The organism is Nonomuraea corallina (genome assembly GCF_027620315.1).
In the GTDB taxonomy this organism is placed as follows: Bacteria; Actinomycetota; Actinomycetes; order Streptosporangiales; family Streptosporangiaceae; genus Nonomuraea; species Nonomuraea corallina.
Window position 1 is genome coordinate 1 of the sequence record NZ_JAPNNL010000177.1, and the last position, 15,127, is coordinate 15,127.

16 protein-coding genes, 1 pseudogene and 1 riboswitch are annotated in these 15,127 nt (G+C 73.6%); of the genes and pseudogenes, 7 read left to right on the forward strand and 10 right to left on the reverse strand.

Features of this window, described 5'->3' with window-relative positions; all coding sequences use genetic code 11:
• Both OUY22_RS30465 and OUY22_RS30470 read right to left on the reverse strand, forming a co-directional pair.
• Positions 1 to 624, reverse strand: a pseudogene (locus tag OUY22_RS30465) (hypothetical protein); the annotation flags it as partial.
• Positions 625 to 723: 99 nt separating this feature from the next.
• Positions 724 to 1,527 (reverse strand): L,D-transpeptidase family protein, encoded by an 804-nt coding sequence (locus OUY22_RS30470; protein WP_270158663.1) that lies wholly within the window; start codon positions 1,525 to 1,527, stop codon positions 724 to 726.
• 96 nt (positions 1,528 to 1,623) lie between these two features.
• Here OUY22_RS30470 and OUY22_RS30475 point away from each other — a divergent pair, with 96 nt between their 5' ends.
• Together OUY22_RS30475 and OUY22_RS30480 are read left to right on the forward strand one after the other, a co-directional pair.
• Positions 1,624 to 2,100: a YbaK/EbsC family protein gene (locus OUY22_RS30475; protein ID WP_270158664.1), complete on the forward strand. Its 477-nt coding sequence runs from the start codon at positions 1,624 to 1,626 to the stop codon at positions 2,098 to 2,100.
• Positions 2,101 to 2,119: 19 nt separating this feature from the next.
• Positions 2,120 to 2,683, forward strand: coding sequence for a GNAT family N-acetyltransferase (locus OUY22_RS30480; protein WP_270158665.1), 564 nt, complete (start codon positions 2,120 to 2,122; stop codon positions 2,681 to 2,683).
• Positions 2,684 to 2,815: 132 nt separating this feature from the next.
• Here OUY22_RS30480 and OUY22_RS30485 read toward each other — a convergent pair whose 3' ends face one another.
• Complete coding sequence (locus OUY22_RS30485; protein WP_270158667.1) at positions 2,816 to 3,418, reverse strand: mycothiol-dependent nitroreductase Rv2466c family protein; 603 nt, start codon at positions 3,416 to 3,418, stop codon at positions 2,816 to 2,818.
• Positions 3,419 to 3,463: 45 nt separating this feature from the next.
• Complete coding sequence (metF, locus tag OUY22_RS30490; protein WP_270158668.1) at positions 3,464 to 4,387, reverse strand: methylenetetrahydrofolate reductase [NAD(P)H]; 924 nt, start codon at positions 4,385 to 4,387, stop codon at positions 3,464 to 3,466.
• Positions 4,388 to 4,474: 87 nt separating this feature from the next.
• Between metF and OUY22_RS30495 the strand changes: the two genes are divergently transcribed.
• Positions 4,475 to 5,542 (forward strand): polyprenyl synthetase family protein, encoded by a 1,068-nt coding sequence (locus OUY22_RS30495; protein ID WP_270158669.1) that lies wholly within the window; start codon positions 4,475 to 4,477, stop codon positions 5,540 to 5,542.
• Positions 5,543 to 5,554: 12 nt separating this feature from the next.
• Here the strand turns inward: OUY22_RS30495 and thiE are convergent, their stop codons facing one another.
• The 3 genes from thiE to OUY22_RS30510 are packed head-to-tail and all read right to left on the reverse strand — an operon-like array spanning position 5,555 to position 7,745.
• Complete coding sequence (gene thiE, locus OUY22_RS30500; protein WP_270158670.1) at positions 5,555 to 6,199, reverse strand: thiamine phosphate synthase; 645 nt, start codon at positions 6,197 to 6,199, stop codon at positions 5,555 to 5,557.
• The gene (locus OUY22_RS30505) at positions 6,177 to 6,551 is read right to left on the reverse strand and encodes an Rv2175c family DNA-binding protein (RefSeq protein ID WP_270158671.1); all 375 of its coding nucleotides are present in this window, start codon (positions 6,549 to 6,551) and stop codon (positions 6,177 to 6,179) included. Before OUY22_RS30505 ends, thiE begins: the two co-directional genes overlap by 23 nt.
• 30 nt (positions 6,552 to 6,581) lie before the next feature.
• Positions 6,582 to 7,745: an NAD(P)/FAD-dependent oxidoreductase gene (locus OUY22_RS30510; RefSeq protein ID WP_270158672.1), complete on the reverse strand. Its 1,164-nt coding sequence runs from the start codon at positions 7,743 to 7,745 to the stop codon at positions 6,582 to 6,584.
• A 189-nt stretch (positions 7,746 to 7,934) separates the two neighbouring features.
• A riboswitch (TPP riboswitch) is annotated at positions 7,935 to 8,051 on the forward strand.
• Between OUY22_RS30510 and OUY22_RS30515 the strand changes: the two genes are divergently transcribed.
• From OUY22_RS30515 to pknB, 4 genes are all read left to right on the forward strand, one after another.
• Positions 8,041 to 9,342 (forward strand): FAD-dependent oxidoreductase, encoded by a 1,302-nt coding sequence (locus OUY22_RS30515; RefSeq protein ID WP_270158673.1) that lies wholly within the window; start codon positions 8,041 to 8,043, stop codon positions 9,340 to 9,342. (Overlaps the previous riboswitch by 11 nt.)
• Positions 9,339 to 9,539 carry a sulfur carrier protein ThiS gene (thiS, locus tag OUY22_RS30520; RefSeq protein ID WP_270158674.1) on the forward strand — a complete coding sequence of 67 codons (201 nt, stop codon included), beginning with the start codon at positions 9,339 to 9,341 and terminating at the stop codon, positions 9,537 to 9,539. Before OUY22_RS30515 ends, thiS begins: the two co-directional genes overlap by 4 nt.
• Positions 9,532 to 10,287, forward strand: coding sequence for a thiazole synthase (locus tag OUY22_RS30525; protein ID WP_270158675.1), 756 nt, complete (start codon positions 9,532 to 9,534; stop codon positions 10,285 to 10,287). The genes thiS and OUY22_RS30525 overlap by 8 nt, the downstream gene beginning before the upstream one ends.
• A gap of 280 nt (positions 10,288 to 10,567) precedes the next feature.
• The gene (pknB, locus tag OUY22_RS30530; RefSeq protein WP_270158676.1) at positions 10,568 to 12,457 is read left to right on the forward strand and encodes a Stk1 family PASTA domain-containing Ser/Thr kinase; all 1,890 of its coding nucleotides are present in this window, start codon (positions 10,568 to 10,570) and stop codon (positions 12,455 to 12,457) included.
• Positions 12,458 to 12,492: 35 nt separating this feature from the next.
• On the opposite strand, the gene alc is transcribed toward pknB, so the two are convergent.
• The 3 genes from alc to OUY22_RS30545 all read right to left on the reverse strand — a co-directional run.
• Entirely contained in the window at positions 12,493 to 13,437 is a 945-nt protein-coding gene (gene alc, locus OUY22_RS30535; protein WP_270158677.1) for an allantoicase, read from the reverse strand.
• Entirely contained in the window at positions 13,438 to 14,739 is a 1,302-nt protein-coding gene (gene allB, locus OUY22_RS30540; protein ID WP_270158678.1) for an allantoinase AllB, read from the reverse strand.
• 88 nt (positions 14,740 to 14,827) lie between these two features.
• Positions 14,828 to 15,127 (reverse strand): glycerate kinase (locus tag OUY22_RS30545; protein ID WP_270158680.1); only part of this gene is annotated, 300 nt, incomplete at its 5' end.

Genomic DNA, 15,127 nt, shown 5'->3' on the forward strand with positions numbered 1-15,127 from the left:
CACGGCCACCGTCACGGCCAGCACCACGGTGCCGCGCAGGTGCACCGCCACCGCGTACGCGCCCAGCGCCCCCGCGGCCAGCCCGGCGCGCACCGAACCGAGCCGGGCCAGCTCGTGCACCGCGAGCAGCCAGCCGAGCAGCAGCGTGGGCAGCACCGCGTCGGCCAGGGCCAGCCCCGAGAACAGCAGCAGCGAGGGCGCCGCCCCCGCCGCGAACGCCAGCGGCAGCGCCGCCCGCCCGCCGACGGCCAGCCGCCGCAGCAGCAGGTACGCCAGCGGGAACACCCCGGCGGCGGCCAGAGACCCGACCACGACCACGAGCCGGTACACGATCACCGGATCGTCGGTCAGCCCGTACAGGGGAGTCAGCAGCAGCGCGTACCCGCCCTGGTAGAAGGTGGTGCCGGGGCCGCTGAGGTCGATCCCCGGCCCGCCGGTCAGCCACCGGGCCGCGATCAGGTAGCCGACCTCGTCCGGGTTCGCCACCGGTCTGGTGTGATAGCGGAACAGCCATAACCGCAGCGCCACCTGGATCGCGAACCCGGCGGCCAGCAGCAGGCGGACGCGGCTCCTCGGCGAGCGGGACTCGGGCGCGCCGGCGAGCGCGGCGGGTGCGTACAGCATGAGACTCCCCCGGCCGCTCCGGGACCGTCCCGGAAGCGGTGGAGGGAGTTCAGCAGGTCGCCGCTAACGCCCCTGTCACCAAGATCGGTTATGCGGACGTCATCGCCGGAACTTGCCGCGCACGTGGACCGGAACCCCGGTGCCGAGCAGGCCCGGCAGCTCCTCCGCGACGTTCATCGGCAGCCGCACGCAGCCGTGCGAGGCCGGGTGGAGCGGGACCGAGAGCGCGCCGTGGAAGGCGATGCCGCCGTTGAAGAAGATCGGGTTGTAGAGCTCGCCGAGGTAGGACTTGTGCCAGCCGTCGCGCCGCCAGGTGGTCTTGAACGTGCCCGTCGGCGTCGTGGCCGAGCCGCAGAAGCGCTGCTCCTTGCCCTGCCAGACGGTGGTCTCGCAGTAGGGGACGCCGCTGCCGGACGACATGTGGCTGATCAGCTTCAGCTCGCCGTTCACGTACAGGGTCATGATCTGGCTGGTCAGGTTGACCTCGGCGCGGGTCTTCCTGCCGTTCGCGGCCAGCACCTTGGGGAGCCTGGGCCGCTCCAGCGCGCGCCAGGTGGTGGCGCCGATGGTGCTGGTGGGCGTGATGCCGTTGACCTTCTGGAACGCCCATACGGCGGCGAGCGTGGTGCCGCCGTAGCGCCCGTCGATCCTGCCCGGCCGGTAGCCGAGCTCGCGCAGCCGTTTCTGCATCCAGACGACCGCCTTGCCCTTGGCGCCCAGCTTCAGCTTCTTCGTCGGCGCGGTCACGGCCGCGGTCACGGCCGAGGGCGGCTCGGCGAGCGCGCCCGCCGCGGCGGGGATGGCCTGGTACGCCGCCCCGGCGGGTGCCGCTCCGCAACCGGTCAGCGCGACCGCTCCGGCGGTCAGGAGAGCGAGCGCTCCCGGAAGCCGTCGAGCCTTCACCGGTACCACCTCGCAAGCAGGTAAAAAGCGAATCAAAGGACCCTACACCACCGTCCAACCGGGTAATGAAGGAGTCAATCTGTTTAGAGTGTCCGCATGCCCGAGAAGTTGCCCGCCAACGCGGTACGAGTGGAGAACGCGCTCAGGAGCCTGGGTGCGACCGGTGAGATCGTGGTGCTGCCGGAGAAGGCGCCCACAGCGGCGACCGCGGCCGCGCAGCTCGGTTGTGAGGTCGGCGCCATCGCCAACAGCCTGATCTTCGACGCCGACGGGGCGCCGCTGCTGGTGCTGACCAGCGGCGCGCACCGGGTGGACGTGGAGCTCGTCGCCCGCACCGCGGGGGTGTCGAAGGTGCGGCGGGCCACGCCGGAGTTCGTCAGGGAGGCGACCGGTCAGCCGATCGGCGGCGTCGCCCCGGTGGGGCATCCGGCCCCGGTCCGCACGCTGGTGGACACCTGGCTGCAGAAGCACGAGGTGGTGTGGGCCGCCGGCGGCCATCCGCTCACGGTATTCCCGACCACGTTCGAGGAGCTCGTCCGCATCACCGGCGGCACGCCCGCGGACGTGGAATGACATGCACTAGGGTGCGACGGTGATCGAGTTTCGCGGCGCCGGGCCCGACGAGTTCGCCGAACGGCTGGACACGGTGATGGACGTGTACACCGCGGCCATGCGCCCGCTCGCGGACCTGGTCGCGGGCCGGCGCGCCATCATGCGCAACCACGCCGCCTATCCGTTCTTCCAGTGCTATTTCGCCGAACGGCGGGACGCTCCGGAGGGAGTGCGGGTCGTCGGCTTCGCGTACGGCTTCCGCGGCGCGCCGGGCCAGTGGTGGCACGACGTCGTCCACCGGTCGCTGGCCGAACGGGCCGGCCCCGACGCCGCCGACGCGTGGCTGGGCCACGCGTTCGAGCTCGCCGAGATCCACGTGCACCCCGACTACCAGCACAAGGGCATCGGCCGCGCCATGATCACCACCCTGTGCGCGGGGCGGCCGGAGCGCACGGCCGTGCTCTCCACGCACGACCAGCCGACGACCGCCCGTCACCTGTACGCCGCCATGGGGTTCATGGACCTGCTGACCCGGTTCATCTTCCCCGGCGGGTACGAGGAGTACGCGATCGTCGGCAGAAGACTCCCCCTGACCCCTTCATGACCTGAGGTTTTGCCGGTCATTACGGCGGGCATCATCTTCGCACGGTGATCGGACCGTTACCTTCCGCACACCCGGTCCCCCTGCCACCCGCTCGGTCCCCCTGCGAGCGGGTGGCACCCTCGCGGGCGGAGGTCACGGCAGGCGGGGTTCCTCGCGGGGCATGCCCTTCAGCTCGTGGAAGTGCGGGGTGCCGGCGACCAGGAGCGTGCCGTCCCACAGCCGCCCGGCCTGCTCCCCCTCCGGCACCCGCGACAGGACCGGGCCGAAGAACACCACCCGGCCGGCGCCGGCCCCGCTGACCGCGACCACCGGGGTGCCGACGTCGCCGCCGATGAGCGCCATGCCCTCGGCGTGGGAGGCCCGCACCAGATGATCGTGCTCGTCGGTGAGCCCGGCCTCGGCCAGGTCGGCGGGCAGGCCCGTGGCGGTCAGCGCGGTGCGCAGGTCGCCGATCCAGTCCTGGTCCTGGCCGCCGGTGGTCCACAGCGCGGTGTAGAAGCGGCCGAGCGTCTCCTGGCCGTAGCGGTCGGCCACCACGGCGGCGATCCGCGCCGGCACCCACAGGTAGCCCTCCGGGTCGCCCTCGGGGTCGTCGTCGCGGCCCTCGTTGAGCACCGCGAGACTGAACACGTGCCAGCGCGCCTCGACCGGGCGGACCCTGGTCACCTCCACCAGCCACCGCGAGGTGAGCCAGGTGTACGGGCAGGACGGGTCGAACCAGAAGTCAGCGATCATGTCTCGTAGTCAACACCCCGCACGCCCCGCGCGCGGGGAACTCGTTCAGCCGGAGACGGCGGGCACCGGCTGCAGCCGCTGGAACACCTCACGTGAGGCGCTCGACCGGTTGAAGGTGATGAAGTGGATGCCCGGCGCGCCCTCGTCGAGCAGCCGCCGGCACAGCTCGGCGCCATGCTCGATGCCGAGCTCGCGCACCGCCGCCGGGTCGCCGGCGACCTTCTCGAACCGGGCGGCCACCTCCGGCGGGAACGGCGCCCCCGACAGCTGCTCCGACCGGGCGATCGTGCTCATCTGCGTGACGGGCATGACGCACGGGATGATCGGGGTGTCGCAGCCCTGGGCCGCGACCCGGTCGCGCAGCCGCAGGTAGTCGTCGGCACGGAAGAACATCTGCGTGATCGCGTAGTCGGCCCCCGCCCGGCACTTGCGCACGAAGTATTCGGTGTCGGACTCGATCGACGGGGAGCGCGGGTGCTTGTAGGGGAACGCGGCCACGCCCACGCAGAAGTCGCCCGACTGGCGGATCAGCCTGACCAGGTCCTCCGCGTACAGGACGCCCTCGGGGTGGGGGATCCACTCTCCGGTGGGGTCGCCGGGCGGGTCGCCGCGCACGGCGAGGATGTTGCGCACGCCCGCGTCGGCGAAGCGGCCGATCAGGTGGCGCAGCTCGCGGGTCGAGTGGTCGACCGCGGTGAAGTGGGCGACCGGAGTCAGCGTCGTGCCGTGCGCCAGCCGCTCGACGATGTCGACCGTGCGGTCGCGGCTGGAGCCGCCGGCGCCGTAGGTCACCGAGACGAACGTCGGCCGCAGCGACTCCAGCTCCCTGATCGCCTTCCACAGCTGCCGCTCGCCCTCGTCGGTCTTCGGCGGGAAGAATTCGAAGGAGAACGACCGGCCACCGGAGGCGAGCAGCTCGCGGACGGTGGGGACACGGCCGGGCAGGATGGAGGGTTGACCAAGCGCCATGGGCCAAGCGTACCCGCAGCCCTGTCCCGGCGACGGCACCACGACCTGCTCGACGGCCTTTCCAGGCCGGGCCACTAGTCTCAAGGCATGACCACTGACGCCGCGATGATGGACGACCTGCGCACCCAGGTGGATCGCCGCCTCAGGGAGTTCGTCGAACGGCGTCTCCCGGCCGACGGCGAGCCCGACTTCCTGCCGCTCCGGGCGGCGGCGGAGGACCTGCTGACCGGGGGCAAGCGGCTGCGCCCGGCCTTCTGCTATTGGGGCTGGCGGGCCGCGGGCGGCGGCGACGATCCCGGCGTGTTCACCGCCGCGGCCTCGCTGGAGCTGCTGCAGGCCAGCGCCCTGGTCCACGACGACGTGATGGACAAGAGCGACCTGCGGCGCGGCATGCCGGCCGCCCACCGCCGCTTCGAGGCGCTGCACGAGAAGGCGGCCTGGCACGGGTCGGCCGAGCAGTTCGGCGAGGGCGCGGCGATCCTGCTGGGCAACCTGCTGCTGATCTGGTCGGGCGAGATGTGGTGCACCAGCGGCCTGCCCGCGCCGGCGCTGGCGGCGGCCCAGCCGGTGCACGACCACATGCGCACCGAGCTGATGTGCGGCCAGTACCTCGACCTGCTGGAGCAGGCCAACGGCGAGAACACCTTCGACTCGGCGCTGCGGGTCGCGCTCTACAAGAGCGGCAAGTACTCCGTCGAGCAGCCGCTCAGGCTCGGCCTGGTGCTGGCGGCGGGCGGGCGCGAGCCGTGGGTGGACGAGCTGTGCACCGCCTACGGCACCCGGGTGGGCATCGCCTTCCAGCTGCGCGACGACATCCTGGGCGTGTTCGGCGACCCGGCCGCCACCGGCAAGCCCGCCGGCGACGACCTGCGCGAAGGCAAGCGGACGATGCTCGTGGCGCGCACGCTCGCCGCCGCGTCCCCGGCCGACGCGGCGACCGTGCGCCGCCTGCTCGGCGACCCCGGGCTCGACGGGGCCGGGGTCACCGCCCTGCGGGAGATCATCGAGGGTACGGGGGCCCTGCGGGCGTGCGAGGACATGATCGCCGACTATCTCGGCGAGGCCCTGGCCTCGCTGGAGCGGGCGCCGATCACGCCCGAGGCCCGCGCGGCGCTGGCCGAACTCGCCGTCGCCGCCACCTCCCGCGCGAGCTAGGACGTCCCCGGGTCAGCCGTGGCCGGCGGCCAGGCGCTTGGCGAACTCCGCCGCCGCCGCGCCCGGGTCGTCGGCGTCGGTGATCGCCCGGACCACGACGACCCGGCTGACCCCGTACGCCATGACCTCGTCCAGGTTGGCCAGGTCGATGCCGCCGATGCCGAACCACGGCCGGTCGGCGCCGAGCGACGCCGCGTGCCGGAGCAGCGGCGGGCCGGGCGCGGGCCGGCCGGGCTTGGTCGGCGTGGGCCAGACGGGGCCGCAGCAGAAGTAGTCGACGCCCTCCTCCACCGCCGCGGCGGACGCCTCGGCGAGGGAGTGGGTGGACCTGCCGATGACGATGTCGTCGCCGAGGATCTCTCGCGCGACCGTCACAGGAAGGTCGTCCTGCCCCAGGTGGAGCACGTCGGGCCGGGCGGCGTAGGCGATGTCGGCCCGGTCGTTGACCGCCAGCAGCCGGCCGTGGCGATCGCAGGCGTCACGGAACACCTCGAGGAGCTCCAGCTCCTCGCGGGCCTCCAGCCCCTTCTCGCGGAGCTGGACGATGTCCACGCCGCCGGCGAGCGCCGCGTCGAGGAACTCGGCGAGGTCGCCGCGGTCGCGCCGGCCGTCGGTGCAGAGGTAGAGGCGGGCGTCAGAAAGCGAGGGCCTGGGCACGCCGCTTGACCTCGGTGTGACGGCCGGCCCTGATCGCCTGGACGGGCGAGCCCGGCAGCGAGTCGTCCGGGGTGAACAGCCAGCGCAGCGCCTCGACGTCGTCGTAGCCCGCGTCCTGGAGGACGGTGAGTGTGCCCGGCAGTCCCTTCATCACCTCACGCCCGTCGAGGAACACCGCGGGCACCTGTGGCCCGCCGCTGCCCCGGCGCACGCCGAGGAGCTTGTGATCCTTGAGGAGCTGCTTGGCCCGGCCCAGGGTGAGACCCATGCGGTCGGCCACTTCGGGGAGAGTGAGCCACTCGTCGACGAGGGCGTCGGTCTCCCGGTCGATCTGTGCAACAGAAAGCGTCACGAAACCACAATTACCACACGCCGTGCTTGCTCAAACAACACAATCCCGTAGAGGGACGTCCGGATCTACCAGGCGTTCCGTGTCCAGACGGTGACCCGCTTCGATGATCCGGCGGCCCTGCACCAGATCGCGCGGCCGGTCGGCCGCCAGCACCGCCGCGAGGGTGTCGTCGGCGGCGAGCCAGCAGGCCGACCACTTGCCCGTCACCTCTCCCCGGTAGACCAGCCGCTCCCCGGCGGGGTGGTGGCCTGCGTACTGCACCATGTGGCCGAACTGCTCCGACCAGAAGTACGGGACCGGGTCGTACACCGCCTCCTCGCCCAGCAGGGTCGCGGCGGCCACCTCGGGCGCGCCCAGCGCGGTGTCCCAGTGCTCCACCCGCAGCCGCCTGCCGAACCGGCGCGACCACCAGGCGGCGCAGTCGCCGACGGCGACCACGTTCGGCAGCGACGTGCGCAGGTGCTCGTCGGTGACGACGCCGTTGTGCAGGTCGAGGTCGGCGTCGGCGAGCCACTCGACGGCCGGGCGGACGCCGATGCCGGTCACCACCACGTGCGCCTCCACGAACCCGCCGCCGACCAGCGCCACGCCGCCCTCCTCGACAGCGGCGACCATCGTGTCCAGGCGCAGGTCGATGCCGTCGTACCAGGATCGGGTGCGGGCGCCGAGCTCGGCGCCGACGGCGTGCGTGAGCGGCGCCGGGCCCGCCTCGATCACGGTGACCGCGCAGCCTGCCCGGCGGGCGGCGGTGGCCACCTCGGCGCCGATCCAGCCCGCGCCGATGACCGCCACCCGCGCTCCGGGCACCAGCATGGCCCGCAGCTCCAGCGCGTCGTCGAGGGTGCGCAGCACGTGCTGCGGGCCGTCGCCGGGCAGCCTGACGGGCTCGGCGCCGGTGGCGATCACCAGCCCGTCGTAGCCCAGCTCGCCCTCGGTCGTCTCCACGACCCCGTCACGCAGCGCCTTCGCGGTGACGCCCGGCCAGAAGTCGGTTTCGAGCACCGCCAGGTCGGAGTCGACGAAGCTGGACTCGGCGTCGCCCGCCAGCACGGCCTTCGACAGGGGCGGCCGGTCGTAGGGCCGGTGCCGCTCCTGGCCGATCAGCGTGATCCTGCCGCCGAACCCGCGTGCCCGCAGCGCCTCGACGCTCCGCACGCCGGCCAGTCCGGCTCCCACCACCACGACATGATTCACGTAAGCGACCATAACGGGGGCCGCCCGGCGCCGTCGCGCCGAGCCCTGATTCCGCCCTCACCTGGCGCTCCGCCTCACCGCTCCCCGCGGCCGCCTTCGCGTTTCCCGGCCCGCCGGGCCCGGCGCGGGCGCCGCGGGTGTACGGGACTCCGGCGTGTCGTCCTGTCACCGGAGGTCGTAGGGTGGTGGTGCACGACGCGCGGGAGTCCGGCCGTCACCGGGCTGAGAGGAAGGCTTGACCGGGCCTTCGACCGCAAGACACCTGATCCGGATCATGCCGGCGAAGGGAGCGGACATGGATGTGATCGTCGGAGGCGGCATCGTCGGCCTGTCCATCGCCTGGCGGCTGGCCAGGCGGGGGCGCGAGGTCGTGGTGGTGGACCCGTCCCCCGCCACCGGCGCCTCCTACGCGGCGGCGGGCATGCTGGCCCCGATCAGCGAGGTCACCTACACCGAGGAACCCCTGCTCCGCCTGGGCGCCGCGTCCCTGCGCCGCTGGCCCGCCTTCGCCGCCGCCCTCGCCGCCGACGCGGGACTCACCCCCTCAGCGGCCACCGGATTTCGCGCGGACGAGCAGGCCGGCGACCTTGCCGGAGCGGCCTTCGCCGGGCTCGACGGCTCGGGTGACGGGGCCCATGGACAGCCGGCCGCGAGGACCGGCGCAGACGGACAGACCGGGGCGACCTTCACCGGGCTCGGAGACGCGGGTGAGGCGGCCCAGTGGCTGGCGGCCGCGCGGGCCGGGCTGGATCTGCGGGAGGACGGGACGCTGGACGTCGCGTTCGGGTCCGACGATCTGGCGATGCTGGACGAGCAGGCCAGGTTCATGGAGAAGCTGGGGCTGCCGGTCGAGCGGCTGACGGGGCGCGAGTGCCGGCGGCTGGAGCCCATGCTGGCGCCGTCCGTCCGCGGCGGGCTGCTGGCCCGTACCGACGCCTGGGTGGACCCGCGCCGCGTGACCGCGGCGCTGCTCGCCGCGCTGGACCGGCTCGGCGTCCCGGTGGTGCGCGCCCGGGTGAGGGAGCTGCTGCGCGACGGCGGCCGCGTGGTGGGCGTACGACTCGCCCCGCCGGAGCCGGCGACCGCGACGCTGGCCGCCGAGCGGGTGGTGCTGGCGGCGGGGGCGTGGAGCGGGGAGCTGGCCGAGGTGCCGGTACGGCCGGTGAAGGGCCAGATCATGCGCCTGCGGTCCCCTCAGCCCTTGCTGGGCCGGTGCGTGCGCGGGAGCGTGCACGGCACCCCGGTCTACCTGGTGCCCCGCGGCGACGGGGAGCTGGTGGTCGGCGCCACGCAGGAGGAGCTGGGGTTCGACACCCGGGTGACCGCGGGCGGGGTCTACGAGCTGCTCCGCGACGCCAGGGAGCTGGTGCCCGGCGTGACGGAGCTGGAGGTGGCCGACGTGGTGGCGGGGCTGCGGCCGGGCACGCCGGACAACCTGCCGGTCATCGGGCCGAGCGGGACCCCCGGCCTGCTGCTGGCGACCGGTCACCATCGCGGCGGGGTGCTGCTCGCGCCGCTCACCGCAGCGATCTTGGAAGGCGAGGAGACCGGCCTCGCGACACTGTGCTCACCGGCGAGATTTCGGGATGTGTCATGAAGGTGATGATCAACGGGGTCGCCCACGAGGTGGCCGAGGACATGACCGTGGGGCAGGCCGTGCGGACCCTGACCGCCTCGGCCACCGGCGTGGCGGTGGCCGTGAACGACGAAGTGGTCACGCGCGGCGCGTGGGAGACGACGGCGCTGCGCGACAGCGACCGCGTGGAGGTGCTGACGGCGGTGCAAGGTGGATGATCTGATCATCGCCGGGGAGAAGTTCTCCTCCCGGCTCATCATGGGCACCGGCGGCGCGCCCTCGCTGGAGGTGCTGGACCAGGCGCTGGAGGCGTCCGGGACCGAGCTGACCACGGTGGCGATGCGGCGGCTGGACCCGCGGGCCCGCGGGTCGGTGCTGGACGTGCTGCACCGGCGCGGCATCAAGGTGCTGCCCAACACGGCGGGCTGCTTCACCGCGGGCGACGCGGTGCTGACGGCGCGGCTGGCGCGCGAGGCGCTGGGGACGAACTGGGTCAAGCTTGAGGTCATCGCCGACGAGCGGACGCTGCTGCCCGACCCGATCGAGACGTTCGACGCGGCGGAGCGGCTCGTGGCCGACGGGTTCGTGGTGCTGCCGTACATCGGCGACGACCCGGCGCTGGCGCGGCGGCTGGAGCTGGCGGGGTGCGCGGCGGTCATGCCGCTGGGCGCGCCGATCGGCTCCGGCCTGGGGGTCAGGAACCCGCACAGCATCGAGCTGATCGTGGAGGCGGCCGGGGTGCCGGTGATCCTGGACGCGGGCGTCGGCACCGCCAGCGACGCGGCGCTGGCGATGGAGCTGGGGTGCGACGCGGTGCTGCTGGCGACGGCGGTCACCCGGGCGCAGCGGCCCGAGCTGATGGCCTCGGCGATGCGCTCGGCCGTCCAGGCCGGCCGGGCCGCCCGGCTGGCGGGCCGGATCCCCCGCCGCCGGTACGCCGAGGCGTCCTCCCCGATGTCCCCCTGACACCGCGCCGACCGCGGCCGATCCGGAGGTCCCGCTTTTCGGACACGCCACGTCGCCGAGAGGGGTCGCCCGGAAAAGAAGAACTTTCTTCGGGAGTATGTTCTCCCGGCGCGGCGACACTCCGGGACCCGTTTCGCGGCCTTCGGCAGGCGTGACGAGCCACGCAATGCCGGTCTCCTCACGGCTCAGCAGCAGGCTCGCGTCACGGAACGGCACGGCTCGGCATCGGTTTCGGGTGGTCAGGCCTTCCCGGGGGCGAAACGCCCGTAAACTCAGCCGGGTGGACACGACGACTGCGGACCCTCTGGTCGGTCGGCTGCTCGACGGGCGTTACCGCGTCGAGTCCCGGATCGCCCGGGGCGGCATGGCGACTGTCTACCTCGCGCTGGACATCCGGCTGGACCGGACCGTCGCGCTGAAGGTGATGCACCGTTCGCTCGCCGACGACCCAGCGTTCGTGCGCAGGTTCATCGGCGAGGCGAAGTCGGTGGCCAGTCTCTCGCACCCCAACGTGGTGCACGTCTTCGACCAGGGCACCGACGGCGACGTCGTCTACCTGTCGATGGAGTACGTGCCCGGCAAGACCCTGCGTGACGTGCTGCGCGAGCGCGGCAGGCTGCCCGCCCGCGAGGCGCTGGAGATCTTGATCCCGGTGCTCGCGGCGCTCGGCGCGGCCCACCAGGCGGGCATGGTCCACCGGGACGTCAAGCCGGAGAACGTGCTGCTGGCCGACGACGGCCGGATCAAGGTGGTCGACTTCGGCCTGGCCCGCGCCATCGAGGCGACCAACCAGACGCGCACCGGCGTGATGATCGGCACGATCGGCTACATGTCGCCGGAGCAGGTGATGACCGGCGGCGCCGACGTGCGCAGTGACGTCTACGCGTGCGGCATCATGCTGTTCGAGCTGGTGACGGGCCGGCAGCCGTACGACGGCGAGACGCCGATGTCGGTCGCCTACCGCCACGTGCACGACACGGTGCCGCCGCCGTCGTCGCTGGTGGGCGAGGTGCCCGCGCTGATCGACACGCTGGTGGCCAGGGCGACGGCGCGCGAGCCGCAGGACCGCCCGGCGGACGCCACGGCGATGCTGGTGCAGGCGGTGGAGGCGCACCGGGCGCTGCCGAGGCTGTCGGGCCCGCAGCCCGCCCGGCCGTCCGGCGCGTTCACCGCTCCGCCCGCGGCTCCGCTCCACACGCTGATCCAGCCGCGCGAGGAGGCGCCGCCGCCGGCTCCGCCGCGCTCGAAGGGCGGCCGGTTCAAGCCTGGCTGGTTCCTGATCGCGCTGGCCGTGGTCATGGTGGTCGCGGTCACGGCGACCGGGCTCTACTTCTCGCAGAAGAGCTACAAGATCGTGCCCAACCTCGTGGGCAGGAACCTCGCGGTGGCCGAGCAGAGCGCGAAGGCGCAGGGCTTCAAGGTCGTCAAGGTCGAGGGCCGCCACGACGAGAAGATCGCCGAGGGATCGGTCCTGGCCATGGATCCGGCCCACGGCACCCAGGTGGAGGCCGGCGCGACGATCACGCTGGTGCCGTCGCTGGGCCCGAAGCGGGTGCTGGTGCCGAAGACCGCCGGCATGACGCAGGACGACGCCAGGGCGGCGATCGCCGAGGCGGGGCTGACCGTGGGCAGGATGCGCCGCGTCAAGAACCTCGAGGTGGAGCGCAACCACGTGATCCGCACCTCGCCGCAGGTGGGCGACAAGGTCAAGGAAGGCGCCAAGGTCGACATCTACGTCAGCGCGGGCCTGGTCATGCCGGACGTGGGGGGCATGCCGAAGGACCAGGCGGCGGCGTTCCTGACGGAGCAGGGCTTCCAGGTGCAGGTCAACGAGGTCGACGACGACGCCGAGCCCTGCACCGTGATCGCGCAGGCGCCGAAGGCGAAGTCCGAGGTCGACCAGGGCGCCGGGGCGATGATCACGGTCGCGCGCTGCCAGACCGACTTCTGGCACTGGTTCCGGGGCGACCAGGAGGCCCGCGACGACCAGGAGTTCCGGATCATGCCGGCCGTGATGGGCAAGGGCATCAACGACGCGAAGAACGAGCTGCAGGCGCAGGGCTTCCGGGTGCGGGTGCACAACCTGTCCAACAGCGGCGTGGTGCGCTTCCAGCGCCCGACGCCCAACTCCGAGCGCCCGCCGGGCTCGGAGGTCCACCTCTGGCACTAGGGTGACCGCCCCGCCGCTCCGGGCGGCGGGGCGGATCACACCAGGTGCCCCCACAGGCGCACGCGGGCCAGGCCGCCGTCGGGATGGATGTCGACGCGTACGTGATCGACGGGGTCGTGCGGGCCGAGCCGGAAGCGGTGCGGCGTGTCGGGCCGGAGCGGGGTCCTCGGCAGCAGCGGGACCTCGCGGTCGCCGTCGAGGCCGGTGAGGGTCACGGCGGCGGGCGCGTTGAAGATCAGATTGGTCGTGTCGATCTCGGCCAGGCTGACGCGCCCGCGCCCGGCCAGGCGGACGACGAGCCAGTCGTTCCCGCCGTCGCGGCGGCGCGCGGTCTCCCAGCCCTCCGCCTGGTTGCGCGCCAGGCCGGGGGCGATGACGTTGTGGGGCGAGGAGTAGAACGCGTCGGAGCAGGCGGTGACCAGCCCGCCGTTCTCCAGGGCGGCGAGGTCGAGGCCGAGCCCGTCCCACACCGACAGGTCGGGGCGGGGCTCGCCGTGCACGCGCAGCCGCGCGATGCCGCCGTCGGGATACATGACCAGCCGCACATGCGTGTGGCGGCGCTCGCCCGGCACCTCGAACAGGTGCTCGCTGTCCCCCTGGAGCGGGCTCCTGGGCACGATCGTGACCCACGGGGCCCGCTCCAGCTCGGCCGCCGACGGATGGCCGGCGACCTCGGCCGCCTCGACGGCGGCGTGCGGCGGGTAGTTGCCGGTGAACCAGGCGGTGTCGACGACCACGCCGCGGATCACGCCGGGCAGGCCGAGGCGGACGATCGCCCAGTCGTGCCCCGGTTCGCGGCGGCGGCGGGTCTCCCAGCCGTCGTAGACCTGGCCCTTGCCGTCGAAGGTCGCGGCCTGGAAGCCGGGCTTGCCGGGCCGGATGAGGTTCTCCTTGCCGGCGAAGGACTCGTCACTGGCGGCGACGACCGATCCGCCGTGGCGGCGCAGCGCGAGGTCGGGCAGGCGGGTGACGTCACGCATCTACGCCTCCAGCAGGAAGGTCCCGTACGGGACGCCGTCGACGGGCCGGCCCCGCAGCCAGGTGGTGAGCACGGCCCCCCTGAGGCGGCGGCCCTGGTACGGGGTGACGGGGTTCTTGTGGTGCAGCCGCCGGGCCTCGACGGGTTCGGCGGCGTCCGGGTCGAAGGCGACCAGGTCGGCGTCCTTGCCCGGCTCGATGCCGCCCTTGCGGCGCAGGCCGGCCAGCCGGGCGGGGGCGGCCGACATCCAGCGGGCGACGTCGGCGAGCCCGTGCCCGCGCCGGGACGCCTCCGTCCAGACGGCGCGCAGCCCCAGCTGGAGCGAGGAGACGCCGCCCCAGGCGGCGGCGAAGTCCGGCACCTTGAGGTCGGCGGTGGACGGTGAGTGGTCGGTGACGACGCAGCCGATCACGCCGCGGGCGAGCCCGTCCCAGAGCCGGTCGCGGTTGTCGGCGGAGCGGATGGGCGGGCAGCACTTGTAGGCGGTGTCGCCCTCCGGCACGTCGGCGTCGGTCAGCGTCAGGTAGTGGGGGCAGGTCTCGGCGGTGACGGGGAGGCCGTCGGCCTGGGCGGCCTCCAGCACGTCGAGGCACTCGGCGCTGGAGACGTGCAGGACGTGCGCGCGGGCGCCGGTCTCGCGGGCGAGCCGGACGACCTGCTCGACGGCGCTGCGTTCGGCCGCCGCCGGCCGGGACTCCAGGAACGCGGCGTAGCCGGGGCCGGCGCACTCTGCCAGCAGGGCGGGGTCCTCGGCGTGCACGACCAGCAGCCCGCCGAACCCGGCCAGCGCCGCCATGGCCTCGCGGATCTCCCCCGGGGTGAGCCGGGGGAACTCGTCCACGCCTGACGGCGACATGAAGCACTTGAACCCGCGCACGCCCCGGTCGTGCAGCGGCCTGAGGTCGGCGAGGTTGCCGGGGACGGCGCCGCCCCAGAAGGCGACGTCGACGTGACACTGCCCGGCGGCGGCGCGCAGCTTCTCCTCCAGCGCGGCCACGCTGACGGTGGGCGGCAGCGCGTTGAGCGGCATGTCCACGATGGTGGTGACGCCGCCGGCCGCGGCGGCCCTGGTGGCGGTGGCGAACCCCTCCCAGTGGGTGCGGCCTGGCTCGTTGACGTGCACGTGGGAGTCGACCAGGCCGGGCAGCAGGACGAGGTCGCGCAGGTCGACGTCCTCGGCCGACTCCAGCGGGGCGGCGTGCTCGTGCAGCGCCGCGATCCGCCCGTCGCGCACGGCGACGGCCGCCGGCCGTTCGCCGCCGGGCGTGACGGTCCTGCGTGACCGGATCACGAGGTCGTACAAGGGCGTGCTCCTTCAGCGTTCGTTCGGTGCGGTGCCTTCCCCAAGCTCTCTCGTGCTCCTCCGCACGCCGCGGGCTTCCAGGGTCGGCTCAGGTGAGCCGTTCGGCGGCCAGGCGGGCCGTGAGGCGGGTGAGGATCGGGCGGGCGTCGGCCATGCTGCGGACGGGGTCGGGCTCCAGGTCGGCGAGGGCGTACGCGGCCTCGAAGCCCGCCTCGCGCAGCTGCTCGTCCGTGAGGGCGCGGCGGCCGCAGACGGCCACGACGGGGACGCCCGCCGCGCGGGCGGCGCGGGCGACGCCGGCGGGGGCCTTGCCGCGCAGCGTCTGCTCGTCGAGCGACCCCTCCCCGGTGATCACCAGCCGGGCGCCCCTGACCTGCTCGGCGAAGCC

Excerpts from the sequence above, each read along its gene's own strand:
- OUY22_RS30475 (WP_270158664.1), top strand. The coding sequence starts at position 1,624 with ATGCCCGAGAAGTTGCCCGCCAACGCGGTACGAGTGGAGAACGCGCTC.
- OUY22_RS30485 (WP_270158667.1), bottom strand. The coding sequence starts at position 3,418 with ATGATCGCTGACTTCTGGTTCGACCCGTCCTGCCCGTACACCTGGCTC.
- metF (WP_270158668.1), bottom strand. The coding sequence starts at position 4,387 with ATGGCGCTTGGTCAACCCTCCATCCTGCCCGGCCGTGTCCCCACCGTC.
- OUY22_RS30495 (WP_270158669.1), top strand. The coding sequence starts at position 4,475 with ATGACCACTGACGCCGCGATGATGGACGACCTGCGCACCCAGGTGGAT.
- OUY22_RS30515 (WP_270158673.1), top strand. The coding sequence starts at position 8,041 with ATGGATGTGATCGTCGGAGGCGGCATCGTCGGCCTGTCCATCGCCTGG.
- thiS (WP_270158674.1), top strand. The coding sequence starts at position 9,339 with ATGAAGGTGATGATCAACGGGGTCGCCCACGAGGTGGCCGAGGACATG.
- alc (WP_270158677.1), bottom strand. The coding sequence starts at position 13,437 with ATGCGTGACGTCACCCGCCTGCCCGACCTCGCGCTGCGCCGCCACGGC.